Source organism: Streptomyces sp. NPDC025651 (genome assembly GCF_055558735.1).
Window position 1 is genome coordinate 586,961 of the sequence record NZ_JBVHLZ010000003.1, and the last position, 16,445, is coordinate 603,405.

At 71.4% G+C, this 16,445-nt stretch carries 13 protein-coding genes; 4 read left to right on the plus strand and 9 right to left on the minus strand.

All coding sequences use genetic code 11. The features are described from left to right. Positions 1-5: 5 nt before the first annotated feature. Positions 6-1,379 carry an NAD(P)/FAD-dependent oxidoreductase gene (locus ACZ4D5_RS14885; RefSeq protein ID WP_467772753.1) on the minus strand — a complete coding sequence of 458 codons (1,374 nt, stop codon included), beginning with the start codon at positions 1,377-1,379 and terminating at the stop codon, positions 6-8. A 538-nt stretch (positions 1,380-1,917) separates the two neighbouring features. Here ACZ4D5_RS14885 and ACZ4D5_RS14890 point away from each other — a divergent pair. The 3 genes from ACZ4D5_RS14890 to ACZ4D5_RS14900 are packed head-to-tail and all read left to right on the plus strand — an operon-like array spanning position 1,918 to position 5,607. Then, entirely contained in the window at positions 1,918-3,330 is a 1,413-nt protein-coding gene (locus tag ACZ4D5_RS14890; protein ID WP_467772754.1) for a family 2B encapsulin nanocompartment shell protein, read from the plus strand. Positions 3,331-3,365: 35 nt separating this feature from the next. Next, positions 3,366-4,706, plus strand: coding sequence for a family 2 encapsulin nanocompartment cargo protein terpene cyclase (locus ACZ4D5_RS14895; RefSeq protein ID WP_467772755.1), 1,341 nt, complete (start codon positions 3,366-3,368; stop codon positions 4,704-4,706). 16 nt (positions 4,707-4,722) lie between these two features. Next, positions 4,723-5,607 (plus strand): geranyl diphosphate 2-C-methyltransferase, encoded by an 885-nt coding sequence (locus ACZ4D5_RS14900; protein ID WP_467772756.1) that lies wholly within the window; start codon positions 4,723-4,725, stop codon positions 5,605-5,607. Between the two features lie 73 nt (positions 5,608-5,680). Here ACZ4D5_RS14900 and ACZ4D5_RS14905 read toward each other — a convergent pair whose 3' ends face one another. The 8 genes from ACZ4D5_RS14905 to ACZ4D5_RS14940 form a co-directional block, all read right to left on the minus strand. Further along, complete coding sequence (locus ACZ4D5_RS14905) at positions 5,681-6,796, minus strand: hypothetical protein (RefSeq protein ID WP_467772757.1); 1,116 nt, start codon at positions 6,794-6,796, stop codon at positions 5,681-5,683. Between the two features lie 68 nt (positions 6,797-6,864). Then, a complete protein-coding gene (locus tag ACZ4D5_RS14910) occupies positions 6,865-7,434 on the minus strand; it encodes a hemerythrin domain-containing protein (protein WP_467772758.1) in 570 nt (189 codons plus the stop codon). 1 nt (position 7,435) lies between these two features. Beyond that, entirely contained in the window at positions 7,436-8,638 is a 1,203-nt protein-coding gene (locus tag ACZ4D5_RS14915; RefSeq protein WP_467772759.1) for a hypothetical protein, read from the minus strand. A gap of 491 nt (positions 8,639-9,129) precedes the next feature. Then, positions 9,130-10,260, minus strand: a complete 1,131-nt coding sequence (locus ACZ4D5_RS14920) for a hypothetical protein (protein WP_467772760.1) — start codon at positions 10,258-10,260, stop codon at positions 9,130-9,132. Positions 10,261-10,379: 119 nt separating this feature from the next. Beyond that, positions 10,380-12,446 carry an iron ABC transporter permease gene (locus ACZ4D5_RS14925; RefSeq protein WP_467772761.1) on the minus strand — a complete coding sequence of 689 codons (2,067 nt, stop codon included), beginning with the start codon at positions 12,444-12,446 and terminating at the stop codon, positions 10,380-10,382. Between the two features lie 4 nt (positions 12,447-12,450). Further along, on the minus strand, positions 12,451-13,431 hold the full coding sequence (locus ACZ4D5_RS14930) for an ABC transporter substrate-binding protein (protein WP_467772762.1): 981 nt from the start codon (positions 13,429-13,431) through the stop codon (positions 12,451-12,453). Beyond that, positions 13,428-14,288 (minus strand): ABC transporter ATP-binding protein, encoded by an 861-nt coding sequence (locus tag ACZ4D5_RS14935; protein ID WP_467772763.1) that lies wholly within the window; start codon positions 14,286-14,288, stop codon positions 13,428-13,430. Before ACZ4D5_RS14935 ends, ACZ4D5_RS14930 begins: the two co-directional genes overlap by 4 nt. Positions 14,289-14,440: 152 nt before the next feature. Further along, on the minus strand, positions 14,441-15,022 hold the full coding sequence (locus ACZ4D5_RS14940; protein WP_467772764.1) for a TetR/AcrR family transcriptional regulator: 582 nt from the start codon (positions 15,020-15,022) through the stop codon (positions 14,441-14,443). Positions 15,023-15,206: 184 nt separating this feature from the next. Here ACZ4D5_RS14940 and ACZ4D5_RS14945 point away from each other — a divergent pair, with 184 nt between their 5' ends. Next, positions 15,207-16,346, plus strand: a complete 1,140-nt coding sequence (locus tag ACZ4D5_RS14945) for an agmatine deiminase family protein (protein WP_467772765.1) — start codon at positions 15,207-15,209, stop codon at positions 16,344-16,346. Positions 16,347-16,445 lie beyond the last annotated feature (99 nt).

Below are 16,445 nucleotides of genomic sequence, written 5' to 3' on the forward strand. Positions count from 1 at the left end.
TTGATTCAGTACGTCTGCCGCGTGAGGACGCGGCGCAGCACCTTCCCGAGCACCGCCGGCCGGAACAGCAGTGACGGTGGGGCCGACAGGTTCAGGACCCTGACGAAACTGGCCCATACGTCCGGGTGGTGTACGGCCAGCGCGAAGACGTGCTGGTTGTACCAGTGGGCGAAGCGGGCCGACAGCGGCTGTCCGGTGGGGGCCCACATGAGGTCCGAGCTGGTGGCGACCGTCCAGGGGACCTGGATGACACGGGCCGCGGCACGCTGGTAGGCGCGGCTGAGGCCGTCGAGGCCCGCCGCGTCGGCGCGGCGGCGGCGCAGCAGGCGGCCGAGCAGCTCCGCTTCGAGGGCGGCGACCGTGAGGCCTTGTCCGTACGCCGGGTTGAACACGCACAGCGAGTCGCCGACGGCGATCAGGCGCTCGGGCCAGCGGGCGTTCTTGTGGTGCAGGCGCCACTCGTTGCCGGGGTTGGTGTAGCGGTGGATCTCGCCCTGCCGGGTGCCGCGCTTGATCTGTTCGGCGAGGCGCGGGTTGCCGAGGCTGTGGGCAAAGTCGAGGTAGCCCTCGTCGTCGGTGGGCGGCACGTGTTCGTCGACGCCGAGCAGCGAGCACATCCAGCGGTGGTGCTCCACGGCGAGGACCACCCCGCCGCGCGGTACGCCGGGCGCGAAGGCCATCTGGTAGGCGACGTCGAAGTCCTGGGTGTCCCCCGGCGGGCGCTCGTAGCACGCGGAGGTGTACGTGATCTTCGCCTTGATGGTGTTCTTCGCGGACACCGGCAGCCGCGCGTCGGCCAGCCAGCGGTCCACGGACGTGGAGCGGCCCGAGGCGTCGACGACCAGGTCGGCGGTGACGTCGACGGACTCGTCGGCGCCGTCGGTGCGGTAGCGGACCCGGTCCAGGCGGCCAGGGGTGTCGGAGGTGACCGTCTCGCAGCGGGTCGCGGGCAGGACCCGTACGGTCGGCAGGGCCGACACCCGCTGCCGCAGGCGCCGTTCGAGTTCGTCGCGGGTGAAGCACTGGACGGACACGCCGACCGGGGCGGTCGGCGCGAAGCCGGTCGGCAGCAGGAAGCTGATCCGCTCGCCGTAGTCGAAGACGGGCGCGCCCAGCTCGGCGAGCTCCGCCCGCAGTCCGGGGAAGAGCGCCTCCAGCGCGTCGCCGCCCCGGGCGAGCATCGCGTGCGCGTGGTAGCCCTGCGGGACGTGGGGATGCACCCCGGTGTCCGGCCCCACCGGGTCGCGCTCCAGGACGAGCACCTCGGCGAAGTGATCGGCGAGGACCCGCGCGGTCACGAGGCCGGCGTATCCGCCGCCGACGACGACGGCACGCCCCCAACGGGTGCCGGGCGACGAGCTGTCCTGGTTCCTGGCCATGAGCGGTCCTGTTCCTCTCGGCTCGGCTCCCCCGCGACGCGGGTCCGCCACCGCGCCCGGCACATGCCCGCGACGGTGGTCCACGGAGTATGGCCCCAGCCGTGCCGTGCTCCGGCCGGGTCCCGTCGCGTTTCTGACGTCGCGCCGTGCGGCCTGCCGTGACGCGTGCGGACGGATGCGACGGGGGCACGCGCGCGCTCGCGGGCCCGATCGCCCGTGACGGCCCTGGTGCACGGCGCTTCGGCGGGCCCTCGCCCCGTCGGTGCCACACCGCGAACGGCCCGTCACGGCCAGCTGAAACGTGCCGCCGAATCACGGCTGAATCCCGCCGGTACCCGGGCAAACATCGCGCGGGCGCGATCATCGTATCGAGTTAATGTCGGCGGCTTTCCTTGGTCCGACGGGCAGGGCGGCCACTAGTGTTCCGCTGGATCTCGACGGATTACCGCTCACCTGCACCTTTCCTCACATTTACCCAGTGACGTCCCGTGACGTCCGCGTACGCGCGTCACTGCTTTTACCAAGGAGAGCTCGCCCGATGACTGTTGACTCGAGCCCGGAGACACGCGTTGAGCCGCCCCGGCAATCCAGCCTGGGCACGGCGGCCGCCCGCAATCTCGCCACCACGACCAAGTCCGCGCCGCAGATGCAGGAGATCACCTCCCGCTGGCTGCTGCGGATGCTCCCGTGGGTGGAGACCAAGGGCGGCGCCTACCGGGTGAACCGCCGCCTGAACTACACCGTCGGCGACGGGACCGTGGAGTTCGTCCAGGACGGCGCCACGGTCCGGGTCATCCCCCGTGAACTCGGTGAACTGGCCGTGCTGCGCGGCTTCGACGACGTGGACGTGCTCACGGCCATCGCCGACCGTTGCGTGCAGCGCGACTTCGACGCCGGCGAGACGCTGGTCGTGCGCGGGGCCCCCGCGGACCAGCTGCACCTGATCGCCCACGGCCGCATCAGCCAGACCACCGTGGGCAGTTACGGCGACGAGGTCGCCCTGGACGTCCTCGCGGACGGCGACCAGTTCGGCGAGCACACCCTGCTCGACGAGGACGCACGGTGGGAGCAGACCGCCACCGCCGAGACCTCGGGCACCCTGCTGACCCTGTCACGCGCCGACTTCGCGTCCGTGCTGTCCACGGCTCCGAGCCTGCGGGACCACTTGGAGGAGTTCAGGTCGCGTTCCCAGCGGCGCCAGAACCACCGCGGCGAGGCCGAGATCGCGATGTCGGCGGGCCACACCGGTGAGCACGAGCTGCCCGGCGCGTTCGTCGACTACGAACTCAAGCCGCGCGAGTACGAACTCTCGGTCGCGCAGACCATCCTGCGGATCCACACGAGGGTCTCCGACCTCTACAACGGGCCGATGGACCAGACGAAGGAGCAACTCCGGCTCACCATCGAGGCGTTGCGGGAGCGCCAGGAGCACGAGCTGGTCAACAACCGGGAGTTCGGCCTGCTCCACAACGCCGACTTCAAGCAGCGCCTCCAGCCCCACTCCGGGCCGCCGACCCCGGACGACCTGGACGAACTGCTCTGCCGTCGACGCGGCTCCAAGTTCTTCCTCGCGCACCCCAAGGCGATCGCGGCGATCGGGCGCGAGTTCAACGCGCGCGGGATCTACCCGGACCACGTCGACCTCGGCGGCCAGCAGGTCCCCGCCTGGCGCGGCGTCCCGATCCTCCCCTGCAACAAGATCCCCATCACCGAGGAGAAGACCAGCTCGATCCTGTGCATGCGTACGGGCGAGGACAACCAGGGCGTCATCGGTCTGCATCAGACCGGTCTGCCGGACGAGTACGAGCCGGGGCTCTCGGTCCGCTTCATGGGCCTCAACGAGCAGGCGATCACCTCCTACCTCGTCAGCACCTACTACTCCGCCGCCATCCTCGTGCCGGACGCGGTCGGCGTCCTGGAGAACGTGCAGATCGCCCGCTGGCCCAGGTAGTGGACCCGGTCGCCCACCCCACCAAGGAGCCCTGGATGCCCGCGCCCGATCCGACACCACCGCAGTCGAGCCTGCCCGAGGCGGCCGCCCGCTTCGGGGCCCACGTCCTCGCCGACGCGGCGGCCCGCGCCCGCGACATCACGGCCGCCGTCGGCGGACAACCCGCCGCGGCCTCACCGCCCGCCGTGCCCACGACACCGGCCGTGCCCGCACCGCCCAGCCTGCCCGCACCGCCCAGCCTGCCCGCGCCGCCCGTCCTGCCCGCGCCGGACGCGCCCGTCCCGGACGCCGATCTGGCCCGGGTCCTGCGCGGCCCCAGCGGTCTGGGCACGGCAGGGCTGCGCCTGGCCCTGCGGGAGGAACCGCCGCCTCCGCAGCCGCCCGAGGCCGCCGAGGAAGGCACTCCGATCCCCGGGCTCTACCACCACCCGGTCCCCACGCCCGACCCGGTCCGGGTCGAGGAGGTCAGCCGCAGGATCAAGTCCTGGGCACTGGACGAGGTCTCCCTGTACCCGGAGGAGTGGGAGGACCAGTTCGACGGCTTCTCCGTGGGCCGCTACATGGTCGCCTGCCATCCGGACGCGCCCACGATCGACCACCTGATGATCGCCACCCGCCTGATGGTCGCCGAGAACGCGGTGGACGACTGCTACTGCGAGGACCACGGCGGCTCACCCATCGGCCTCGGCGGCCGCCTGCTCCTCGCGCACACCGCCCTCGACCCCGTGCACACGACGCCGGAGTACCAGCCGCAGTGGGCCGAGTCCCTCCACGCGGACGCGCCCCGGCGCGCCTACCGCTCCGCCATGGAGTACTTCGTCCGGACGGGCACCCCCGCCCAGGCCGACCGGTTCCGGCACGACATGGCACGGCTGCACCTCGGCTACCTCGCCGAGGCCGCCTGGGCCCAGCTGGACCACGTACCCGAGGTGTGGGAGTACCTGGCGATGCGCCAGTTCAACAACTTCCGCCCCTGCCCCACCATCACCGACACCGTCGGCGGCTACGAACTGCCGATGGACCTGCACGCCCAGCCGGCCATGCAGAAGGTCATCGCGCTCGCGGGGAACGCGACGACCATCGTGAACGACCTGTACTCGTACACGAAGGAACTCGACGCTCCGGGGCGGCACCTGAACCTGCCCGTCGTGATCGCCGAACGCGAGGGCCTCTCCGACCGGGACGCGTATCTGAAGTCGGTCGAGGTCCACAACGACCTCATGCGCGACTTCGAGAGCGAAGCCGCGTCCCTGGCCGCCGCGTGCCCCGTCCCGAGCGTGCAGCGCTTCCTGCGCGGCGTGGCCGCGTGGGTCGACGGCAACCACTACTGGCACCAGACGAACACCTACCGCTACAGCCTGCCCGACTTCTGGTAAGAGAATGGATTCCTCTGTGACCCACACCGAACTCAGCGCCCCCACCGGCACCCCCCTGCGGATCCCCGGCCCGGCGACGCCGTACCAGGGGGACATCGCCCGCTACTGGGACGGGGAGGCCCGACCCGTGAACCTGCGGCTCGGCGACGTCGACGGTCTCTACCACCACCACTACGGCATCGGCGACGTCGATCACGCCGCCCTCGGCGACCCCGAGGACAGCGAGAGCGAGAAGAAGCTGATCGCCGAGTTGCACCGACTGGAGTCCGCGCAGGCGGAGTTGCTCCTGGAGCACCTCGGCGACATCGGGCGCGACGACACGCTGGTGGACGCCGGCTGCGGGCGCGGCGGCTCGATGGTGATGGCGCACCAGCGCTTCGGATGCACGGTCGAAGGAGTCACGCTCTCGGCCAAGCAGGCCGAGTTCGCCAACCGGCGTGCCCGTGAACTCCGCATCCAGGACCATGTGCGCGCCCGCGTCTGCAACATGCTCGCCACGCCCTTCGAGACCGGGCAGGCCGCGGCCTCGTGGAACAACGAGTCGAGCATGTACGTCGACCTGGACGACCTCTTCGCCGAACACTCCCGCGTCCTCGCGGTCGGCGGTCGCTACGTGACCATCACCGGCTGCTGGAATCCGCGCTACGGCCAGCCCTCGAAGTGGGTCTCCCAGATCAACGCGCACTTCGAGTGCAACATCCACTCGCGCCGGGAGTACCTGCGCGCCATGGCGGACAACCGCCTAGTGCCGCAGGCCGTCATCGACCTCACGCCCGACACGCTGCCGTACTGGGAGCTGCGGGCCACGTCGTCGCTGGTGACGGGGATCGAGGAGGCGTTCATCAACTCCTACAAGGACGGCTCCTTCCAGTACGTCCTGATCGCGGCCGACCGGGTCTGATCCCTCTGGGCCGTACGGGGTCATGTCGGGTGCCCGGAGGGGACGTTGCCCTCCGGGCACCCGGCTCAGTTCATCAGTAGTGCACACGGGCCCCGACCGCGCGGTGGTCGGAGTAGTCGAGCGCGTTGTTGTCGCCGTCGCCCGTGATCACCTCGTCGGCCCGGTCGCCCTCGTCGAACGTCGGGACGACCACGTCGGTCATCGTGGGCAGGGCGCCGCCCGGCTTCCGGCCGAGGAGGTAGTCGACCCGCCGGTGGGACTCGGTGATCAGCGTCCACCGGTCCGCACGGCAGCCGTCGGGATCGGGCCGGGTGGCGCAGTCGGCGTACACGGCGTCACGGAAGCCGAGCCTGCCGCCGATGTCCGCGTTCGCCGCCGCGTACCAGGGGTGCCAGGCACCGTCCTTCTTCTCGTGCGCGTTGGTGTCACCGCCGGCCACGTACAGGTCGGTCGCGCCGTGCGTCGGGTCGCTGTCGTAGCCGTCCTCGGTCAACTCGGCGGACAGTTCCTCGATGTTGGAGACGGTGCACGGGCCGCCGCCGTGCTTGACGGTCGGCCAGTGGAACGACGCCGCGGTGACCGTCTTGCCCGAGACGCGGTCGCGCAGCAGGGCCTTGACGCCCTTGGTGCGCGCCTGGTCGTTGTTGACGCAGGTGGAGCCGTCCCAGTTCTGGGCCTGCCAACGGTTGTCCGGCGACGCGGACTTGAGCAGTTCGAGCCGGTCGGTGCGCCAGATCACCGCGTTGGTCTGGCGCTTCTTGTAGTTCCAGCACTCGCCGCCCGCGCTCTGGTCGGAGGGCACCGGGTCGTTCTCGGCGAGCACACCCGAGTACTTCTCCCCGAAGTGGGTCTCCATCCGCTCCAGGAGGAGGTCCAGCTGCGCCTTGTTGTTGAGCTGCTGGACGAGATAGACGTCCGGCTTCAACTCCTGGGTGCGCATGTAGTACATGAGGTCGTGCCAGTCGCCCGCGCACTGGGGCGGCGACGTCTCGTCGGACGTCGGCAGGTTCTCCACGTTGGCGTCGTAGACCTGCAGGTATCCGGGTGCGTCGTTGGGCTCGGCCTCGGCCGGCGCGGCCGCTTCGCCGGCGGTGGCCCGCGCTCCGGTGAGTGCGGTGACCACGAGCGCGGCGGCACCGAGTCCGGCGAGCAGCCGCGAGGCCCTGCTTCTTTTCCTGGAGGTACGCATGGCACGATTCCTGCCCCGTCGTGCCGTCGTTCAGCCGGTCCCGCACCGGAGTACGGCCGCGGCGGCGGTCACCCGTCCTTGCCCAGGGCCTTGCGCACCGCGTCCCGGGTGCGGTCGACCAGGGCGCTGATCGGGCCGAGCGCCAGGTTCCTGGCCGCGGACTCGGTGCCGGGGTGGGGGCGCGTGGGGGCCATGGCCTCGGCCGTGCGCACCGCCGTGGCCATCGAGGCCAGTCGGGCCTTGTCCGCGTGGCGGCGTATGCGGGTGAACTCGTAGCGTTCCTCGGACCGGGCGTGCTTCATCACCTCCGTGCGCAGCGTCAGCAGTTCGGGCAGGAACTTCGGGTCGTCCGTGTCCATGCCGTCGAGGCGCGACAGGAGTTCCTTCGCCTCCCGCTCCTCGGCCAGCCGCTCGTCCACCATGTGCGCGCCGTCCGGCACGGACGTGCGGGTGAACGGGTGGATCACTTCCTCCTCGGCCGTCTCGTGGACGGCCAACATTCGCACCAGGCTGCGGAACGCGGCCCGCCGCTCGTCCCCGGCCGTCCGTTCGACCTCGTCGAAGAGATTGCGGATGTCACCGTGCTGGCGCATGAGCAGGGCGACCACATCGGCGTCGCTCGCCGCGATCCCGGCCATCTCAGCTCCTCTCCCGCGAGGCGACGTCGGGGTGTGCCCCGTCCGTCTCCACGCGGTACTCGCGGCCGAACAGCTCCCGGTGCTGGGCCATCACGCGCTCGCTCGGCGGCTCCTCCCCGCCGTGGATCCGTTCCTGCAGCTTCCCGAAGCGTTCGTGGGCGTCCCTGACGTAGCCCGCGCCCAGGGTGGTCAGGTCGATCTGGGTGTCGAGGAGATCGCGTACGAACTGCTTGTTCTGCTCGAAGGTCAGGATGTTCGGCAGCTCCGGCGCGAGGATCTCCCGTGCGTCGCGGCCGTCATGACGCCGCATCAGGTCGCAGGCGATACGCAGGTGTTCGAGCTCCATGTTCAGGTGGAGCTCCCAGATCGTCTTCACCTTCGGGTCGGGCTCCTGCGCCATGAAGGAGTGGTACAGATAGCACTCGTTGTACTCGTGGTTCACGAGCTGCTCCCACCACGTCTCGCCCGGGTCGACCAGCGATTCGTAGTGGGTGACGTGCTCCTCCTCGACCAGCCCGATCTCCTGGTAGAGCTGACGGGCGATCGGCTCCATGTACTGGGGGCCGACGTTCATGTAGAAGTTCATGGTCTGCTGCTCGGCCGCCATGATCGTCAGCGCGTGCAGGCGCGAGATCGGGTCGACCGCCGTGCGGTCGTAGGGATCACGCACGTTGTCGGCCGGGTGGCGGTGGTGGAACTTGGTGGGCCGACCCGGCATCACCTCGGTGAGCCCGTCGACGATCGACTCCGCCTTGCGGTGCTCGATCATCTCGTAGAGGTTGGCGTACCGGTACAGGTGGTCGAAGTCCTCCAGGACCCCGAACTCGTACGCCTGCTTCAGACGGGGATCGGGCTCGTGGCGGGCGATCCATCCGGTGAGGTCGACCGCCACCTGTTCGTAGGAGATCGTCGTCTCGAGCACCGACGCGAGGCCGGGCAGCAGCCAGTTGACGGCCTTCTGCTGTTGTTGCTCGATGTAACGGACCTCCGCCAGCTGCCGTTTGACCTCGGGATCGGGACAGTGCCGGGCGAACTGGTGGCTGAAGAGGACCGCCTCCACCTCGATGCCGTTCATCGCGATGATCCGGCACTTGGTGTACGGGTCGCCGTGGTCGGGGTCGACGGGCTCGACGTCGAGCTCCCGCCAGGTGCGCAGTTGGCGGTCCAGGGGGATGCCTTGGTGGTCGAGAGGGTTGAAGCCCATGGGGTCTCCTCGGCTCGGGGGCCGGTCTCTTCGGCTGGGGGCCGGGTCCCGGGCGGCGGCGAGTACCCGGCCTCGCGGAGTGGAACCGACGCGGCGGCCGCCGTCGTACGCAATCGGCCACCTCGCGCCCTGGCTCGCGCACGTCCTGCGGCGTCGTACCACGTCACGCCCAGTGCCACGGCCGGCGCGGCCTCCACCACATCGCCCCCGTAGTACATCCACAGCGACGTGGCCAGTACGCCGTGTGCGGCACCGGCGCCAGCAGCGTGGCACCGCGCACGACGAGGCTCCAACGGCGCCGGACGGGGTCGAGTTGGCACACCGCGAAGCGGCGTCGTACGACCGGCCACGCCCCTGCCCGGGTACGCCCGGCCCAGGCGGGGCGGGCCCTGCTGCCGCCCGTCGTCACCCGCCTCGCCCGCCTCCGCTTCCCCCGCCCGCGGGCGGGACCGCTCGGCGCGGGCGGCCGGGCCACCTGGCGTCGCGACGCGTCAGGTGACGAGGCGTTCCGTGTACGCCTGCGTCGGCGGGTACGGACTGGGGCTCGTCATGCCCGCCGCCCAGAAGTCTCCGGTGCCGGGCACGCGCGTCACGTCGTTGAGGTACGGGGCGGGCGCCGGGCCCGCGGGGCCCCGGACCATGGTCCAGGTGTCGCCGTCCCTGCGCAGATACGTACTGCGGCTCTGGTCCTGGTGGTTCCAGCCCGATATCCACGCGGCGCGGCCCTTCGCGTCGCCCGCGATGCCGCTCAACGCGCCGATGGTGAAGGGGGGTTCGACCCGCGTCCAGGCCGTGCCGTCCCAGTGGGCGAGGGCGGGGTTGCCGGGGCGTCCGGGTGGGCCGCCCGCGCCGGCCTCGGTGCCGACCGCCCAGACGTCGTCCTCGGCGGCGGCGTGCACGTCGGCGATGCCCAGACGCAGGCCCGTGATCGGGGGCAGGACCGTCCAGGTCCCGTTCCAGCGGGCCACGAGGCCCGACCATCCCCAGCCCGACGCCTGGTCGCCGCACGCCCAGATCTCGTTCGGGGTGCGTGCCACGACCCGGTACAGGTTGGCGCTCGGGACCGGCAGCGGGTCGAGCCACCGCCACCGCCGCCCTTCGCGGAGCAGCAGGCGGGCCGCGCCGTCCTTGGTGCCGCTGATCCACACCCGCCGGTCGCGGCCGACCGCCAACGCCAGCAGCCTGACGCCCGGTTCGCCCCTGCCGGGGTAGTCGACCTCGCGCCAGGTGGTTCCGTCCCAGCGCAGCAGGGGGCTCGCGTCCCCGGTGGGCAGACCGACGCTCCACGCGGCACGGGCCGAGACCCCGGCGACGTCGCCCAGGCGGCCCGTGTACGTCAGGTGGGACAGGTCGGTCTTCGTCCAGGTGCTGCCGTCCCAGACCATGGCCAGCGCCCGTACCTGCGACGTGGGGGCGGGTGCTTCCTCGCCGACGGCCCAGGCCAGCCGGGGTCCCGCGACGGCGATGCGGCGCAGTTGCGCGGGCGGGTTGCTGCCGGGTGCCGGGACGGGCTGCCAGCCTGGCGCGCGGGGTGGGGGCGCGTCGGCCCGTGCCGTGCCCGCGGTGAGCGCGATCCCCGACAAGGCACCGATCGTCCCCGCCACAAATCGTCTTCGTTCCATCGCTGGGTCCCTCCGCTCGCATGGGTCGGTCAGGAGGGACCACCGTGAACCGGCGAGGGGCGGAGGTCTAGCCACGCACGTGACAAAACCCGGGCGAACCGCCCCTTGCCGACGGTCGGCTAGCGGCGGCTGCGAACGAGCAGGTAGAGGAAGTACGGCGTACCGATCACGGCCGTCATGAGGCCGGCGCCGAGCTGGGCCGGTGCGATCACCGTGCGGCCCACCAGATCGGCGGTGCACACGAGGATCGCGCCGAGGAGCACGGCGACCGGCACCACCCGCGCGTGCTGACGCCCCACCAGGGCGCGGGCCGCGTGCGGTGCGACGAGGCCGACGAAGCCGATCGTGCCCGCGGCGGCCACGGCCGTGGCGCTCAGCAGGACGCTGAGGACGAGGAAGCCGAGGCGGCCGCGGCTCAGGTTCAGGCCGAGCAGCCGCGGAGTGTCCTCGTCGAGGGAGACGAGGTCGAGTTCGGTGCGCCGGGTGACCGCGAGGGCCAGGCCCACGACGAGGACGATCGCGAGGGGCACCACGTCGGGCAGGGTCCGCCCGTAGGTGGAGCCCGCGAGCCAGGTCAGCGCCTTCGTCGCGTTGAAAGGGTCGGTGAGGATGATCAGCATGCTGATGATCGCCGTGGACCCCGTGGCGACGCCGAAGCCGACGAGGACGAGGCGGTTCTGCTGGAACCCGCCCCGCGCCGCGAGGCCGAAGACGACGACCGAGCCGATCGCGGCGCCCGCGAACGCGCCCGCGGCGATGCTCCACGAACCGGCGGTCGGCACGGTCGTCACCAGCAGGACGGCGCCCACCGCGGCGGCGTTGGTCACGCCGAGAACGCCCGGTTCGGCGAGGGGGTTGCGCGTCACGGCCTGGATGAGCGTGCCCGCGAGGGCGAGCGCCGCACCGGCGAGCAGGGCGGCGGTGACGCGCGGCACCCGGGTGTCCAGGACGAAGGACACGGTCTGACCGGCCCTGCCCTGCGCCCAGTTGACCACGTCGCCGAGGAGCAGCTTGCTGTCGCCGACGAGCACGGCGGCGATGGCCAGGCCGATCAGGACGGCCACCAGGACGACGGTCGTGACGACGAAGGCGGTCCTGCCGCGGATGCGCAGCCGGTCGTCGGGGGCGGCACCCGCCGTGTCCTTGGCCCGCGCGGCCATGACGATCAGGAAGACGGCGCCGACCAGGCTGGTGACGACGCCGGTGGGCACGGCGACCGCCGTGTCCGAGGGCACGACGGCGCGCAGCAGCACGTCGGAGCCGAGCACCAGGGCCGCGCCGGTCAGGCCCGCGAACGGCAGCCGCGCGCGGGACCGGGTGAAGGTACGGAACCTGCGGGCGAGCGGGCGGACGAGCGCGGGCGCGCACAGTCCGACGAAGCCGACGGGCCCGGCGAGGGTGACGGCCGCGGTGGAGAGCAGCGCGGCGAGCACGACGGCGACGACGCGGGTGGAGCGGACGGGCACGCCGACGCCGTGCGCGGCGTCGTCACCGAGGGCCAGCGCGTCGACCCTGCGGGCGATCAGGATCAGACCGACCAGGCCGACGACGGCGATCGGCAGCATCTGCAGGACGCCGTCGAAGCCGTTCTGCGCGATGCTCCCCTGGTTCCACTTGTAGAGGCCCTCCGTCTCGTGCGGGAACAGCAGGAGCAGGCCCTCGGTGACGGCCAGGAGGCCGAGGGTCAGGGAACTGCCCGCGAGGACGAGGCGGACCGTGCCCGCGCCGAGCCCCGAGAGGCCGAGGACCACGGCCGCCGCGGCGAGACCGCCGACGAAGGCGATGCCGGAGGAGGCGAGGAACGGCAGCGAGACGCCGGTGGCGGCCGCGATGCCGAGTGCCACGTAGGAGCCCGCGTTGACGGCGAGCGTGTCGGGCGAGGCGAGGACGTTGCGGCTGACCGCCTGCAGGGCGGCCCCGGCCATGCCCAGGACTGCGCCGACGAGCAGCCCCGCGGTCATCCGCGGCAGCCGGGACGCGACGACGACGGACGCGTCGGAGGTGTCGGCGCTGCCGGTGAGCGCCTTCCACACCTCGGAGGGGCCGACGGCTGCCGTGCCCTGTGTGATGTCCACGACCGCGAGCGCGGCGACGAGGAGGACCAGTGCGGCCGTCACCGCGGCCGCGCCCGTACGGGAGGCGGCTGTCGACGGACGGGTGGCGGGGGTGGTTGCGGTGACGGCCATGGTGTTACTTCTTCAGTGCCTCGACGACCGAGTCGACGTAGTTGTTCATCGACTCGGGGCCGCCGAACATCCAGATGCCGTCGGGCAGCCGGTGCACGTTGCCCTTCTTCACGAACGGCAGGGACGTCCAGACCTTGTCCTTCTTCAGGACACCGGTGAAGGGGTTGCTGCCCTTGTCGTCGTCGTTGCCGATGTAGGCGAACCGCACGTCCTTGTCGAGCTTCGTCAGGCCCTCGACGTCGGTGGAGCCGAGGCCGTACGCCTTGTCGCCCTTGACCGACCAGTCGTTCTTCAGGCCGAGCTTCTCGTTGACGGCGCCGATCAGCGAGCCGCTGGTGTACGGGCGGATCGAGGTCTGGTTGCCGGTGACGTAGCCGTCGGCGAAGGCGAACTTCGCGCCGCCGCGTCCGGCGTCGGCGAGTGCCTTCTTGCCCTCGGCGAGCTTCGCCTCGAAGTCCTTCTTGAGCTTCGTGGCCCGCTCGGTGGTGCCGGTGGCCTCGGCCAGGAGGTCGAGGTTCTTCGTCATCTGGCCGATCGGGTCCGCGGCGTCGGCGGGGCGCAGGTTGAGGACCGGGGCGATCTTGCGCATCTGCTTCACGGCGGCGGCCGGCAGGTCGGTCGTCGCGATGATGAGGTCGGGCTTCAGGGACGCGATGGTGTCCATGCTCGGCTCGCCGCGCGTGCCGACGTCCTTGGGGTCGTTCTTCAGCGGGACGGCGGTGTCCCACGTCTTGTAGCCCTTGACGTCGGCGACGCCGGTCGGCTCGACGCCCAGGGATATCAGGCTCTCGACGGCGTTCCACTCGGTGCCGACGACCTTCTTGGCGGGGCCGTTCAGCTTCACCTTCGTGCCGGTGCCGTCGGTGAGGGTGATCGACTCGGCGTTCTTCTTCGCGTCGTCGGCGGCGGGCTCGGTGGTGCCGCAGGACGTCAGGGCGAGGGCCGCGGTGGTGGCGGCCGCCGCGGTGATCAGGAGGCGTCTCATGAGGTGGTGCTGAGCCTTTCGCTTCGCGAGTGGTGGCGGCCGATGGCGCGGGTGCGCAGGCGGCCGGTGAGGGGGTCGGAGTCGACTTCGATGCGGATGCCGTACGTGTCGGTGAGCCGCTCCGGCGTCAGGGCGTCCTCGGGTTCGCCGTCCGCGACGATCCGTCCCGCGTCGAGCAGGAGGATCCGGTCGGCGACGGCCGCGGCCTGGTCGAGGTCGTGCAGGACCGCTCCGACGGCGATGCCGTGATCGTCCGCCAGGTCCCGCATGAGGTCGAGGAGTTCGACCTGGTAGCGCAGGTCGAGGTGGTTCGTTGGCTCGTCGAGCAGGAGTACGCCGGTCTCCTGGGCGAGGCAGCCGGCGAGCCAGACGCGCTGGAGCTGTCCGCCGGAGAGGTGCTCGGCCCCGCGTTCGGCGAGGTCGGCGACGCCGGTCATGGCGAGCGCGCGGTCGACGGCGGCCCGCCCTCCGGGGTCGGCCCTGCCCCAGCGGCCCCGGTGCGGGTAGCGCCCGAACTCGACGACGTCCCGGACCGTCAGGCCGCTGGGGGTGGGGCGCCCTTGCGTGAGCAGGGCGACGTGGCGAGAGAACTCGCGGGGGCCGAGGGCCAGGCCGTCGGTGTCGCCGTCGATGACGAGCGTGGCGGTCCTGGCCCGCTGCAGCCGTGCGAGCGTGCGCAGCAGGGTGGACTTGCCGCTGCCGTTCGGGCCCACGAGGACGGTCACCTCGCCCGGCCGCAGCGTCATCGAGGCGTCGTGGACGACGTCGACGCCGTCGTACGCCACGGTGACGCCCGTGGCCGAGAGTTCATGACCTTGGGGGCCCGTGGCCGCGGTGGTCTCATCGCCTACATGCACGCCGCAGAGGTTAGCCTAACCTTATTGAGCGATGAAACAGGCCCCTGCCTAACGCCGCACCCCGGCGTCGGCAAGGGGGAAATCAGCCAGGCTGCGCCACCTCGGACTTCCACCGACCAGCACATGCTGACCAGATTTTCAGTCGTGGCCGACTACTTCTCCCCCAGCAGCGCCAGCTCGGCATCGATGGCCCCGCGCATCAGATCCCGCGCATGGTCGATGTGCAGCCCGCCGCTGAGCCAGCGCATGCTGAGCCCTTCGAGCAGGGCGGTGAGCCGCTCCCCCGCCGCGGCCAGGGCGGGCGCGGGGGCGGTCGGCCGCACCCGGCCGAGCAGGGCCGCCACCTCCTGGACCCACACCAGGGTCGCCCTCGCGAGGTCCTCCCGCAGCACTTCGTCGAAGACCGCGCTCGCCCGCAGCTCCCCCCAGGCGGAGCTGTTCTCCCTCACCTCCGGGGCATCCTGCAGCTCCAGGAGGAGCACCTCCTCCAACTCCTCGCGGGGGGACAGCGGTTCGGCATCCAACGCACGGCCGGTGGTGTAGCGCTCGGCGCGGTCGTTGATGAACTCCAGCGTGTGCCGCAGGATCCCGGTGCGGTCCTTGAAGTGGTAGTAAATGAGCCCGGTCGAGACGCCCGCCTCGGCGGCGAGCTCTTCGACGCGCAGGCCGCGGACGCCCCTACGGGCGATCAGCCGTGCGGCGGCTTCCAGGATCTGAGTGGTGCGAGGCGCCATGCGTCCGAACCCTACCCGGCGGCATCCGGCCCGGTGATCTCGTACGACGTACGGTCGAGGACATCTTTGACTGAATTTTCAGTCCGTGTCACAGTCGAGGAGGTCGAAGAGCTGGACGAGCGCCCGCCGCGCACCACCCGGCCCCGACGGCTAACTTGTTCTCACACGCTGATCGGAGCTCACCGTGTCCCCTCTTCTCCCCTCCCGCCGCTCGGCTCTCAGGGGCCTCGCCGGCATCGGCGCCGTCGTCCTCGGGGGCTCCGCGTGCACCACCGGCGCCGAGGCCACCGGCGCCGATGCCCCCGCCGCCAAGGGCCTGCGCATGGGTGCCGAGTGGGAGAGCCACGCGCGGACCTTCATGTCGTGGCCCGCCCTGGAGTCGGTGTGGGAGACGGACCTCCCCTCCGTACGCGAGGACATCGCCCGCATCGCCCGTGCCATCGCGGAGTACGAGTACGTCGTGATGATGGCCCGGCCCGACCAGGTGAAGGCGGCCCGGAAGGCGTGCGGGCGCGACGTCGAGGTGATCCCGCTGGCCGTCGACGACCTGTGGGCCCGCGACACCGTGCCCGTCTTCGTGGAGGACGACGGCAAGGTCACCGGCGTCGACTTCAACTTCAACGGGTGGGGCGGCAAGCAGGAGCACCCCCACGACGCCCAGGTGGGCCGCGCTCTCCTGGAGAAGTACGACATCCCGCGCAGGAAGGCGCCCCTGGTCTCCGAGGGCGGGTCCTTCGAGACCGACGGCGAGGGCACGCTCCTCGTCACCGAGAGCTCGATCGTCAACGACAACCGCAACCGCGGGAAGAGCCGGGACCGGATCGAGGCCGAGCTCAAGCAGACCCTGGGCATCAAGAAGGTGATCTGGCTCGCGGGCGTGCGCGGCCAGGACATCACCGACGCGCATGTGGACAGCCTCGTACGGTTCACCGCACCTGGCGTGGTGCTGCTCGACCGGGCGCACCCCGACACGCCCGCCGACTCCTGGTCCCGCTCGGCCGACCAGGCGAAGGCCGTGCTCAGCAAGGCGACGGACGCCAAGGGCAGGCCCTTCGAGGTGATCGATCTGCCGCAGCCCGACCTGTACGAGATCACCGGCGAGGGCGACGACTTCGTGTCGTCGTACGCGAACTTCTACGTCGCCAACGACTCCGTGTTCATGCCGGAGTTCGGGGACCGCAAGGCCGACAAGCGGGCCGAGAGCATCCTGCGGGAGCACTTCCCCGAGCGCGACATCGTACCGGTCCGGATCGACACCATCGCCTCCGGGGGTGGCGGCATCCACTGCTCGACGCACGACGAGCCCGGCAAGCCGGCCGACTGAGCCCGGCCCCACCCCGCCCATCGGCTCGCTGCCGGATGCTTCCGCGCAGAAGGCCCCCGCGACGGGTCGAGCGTCACGGGGGCCTCCGGCTGACCCGGT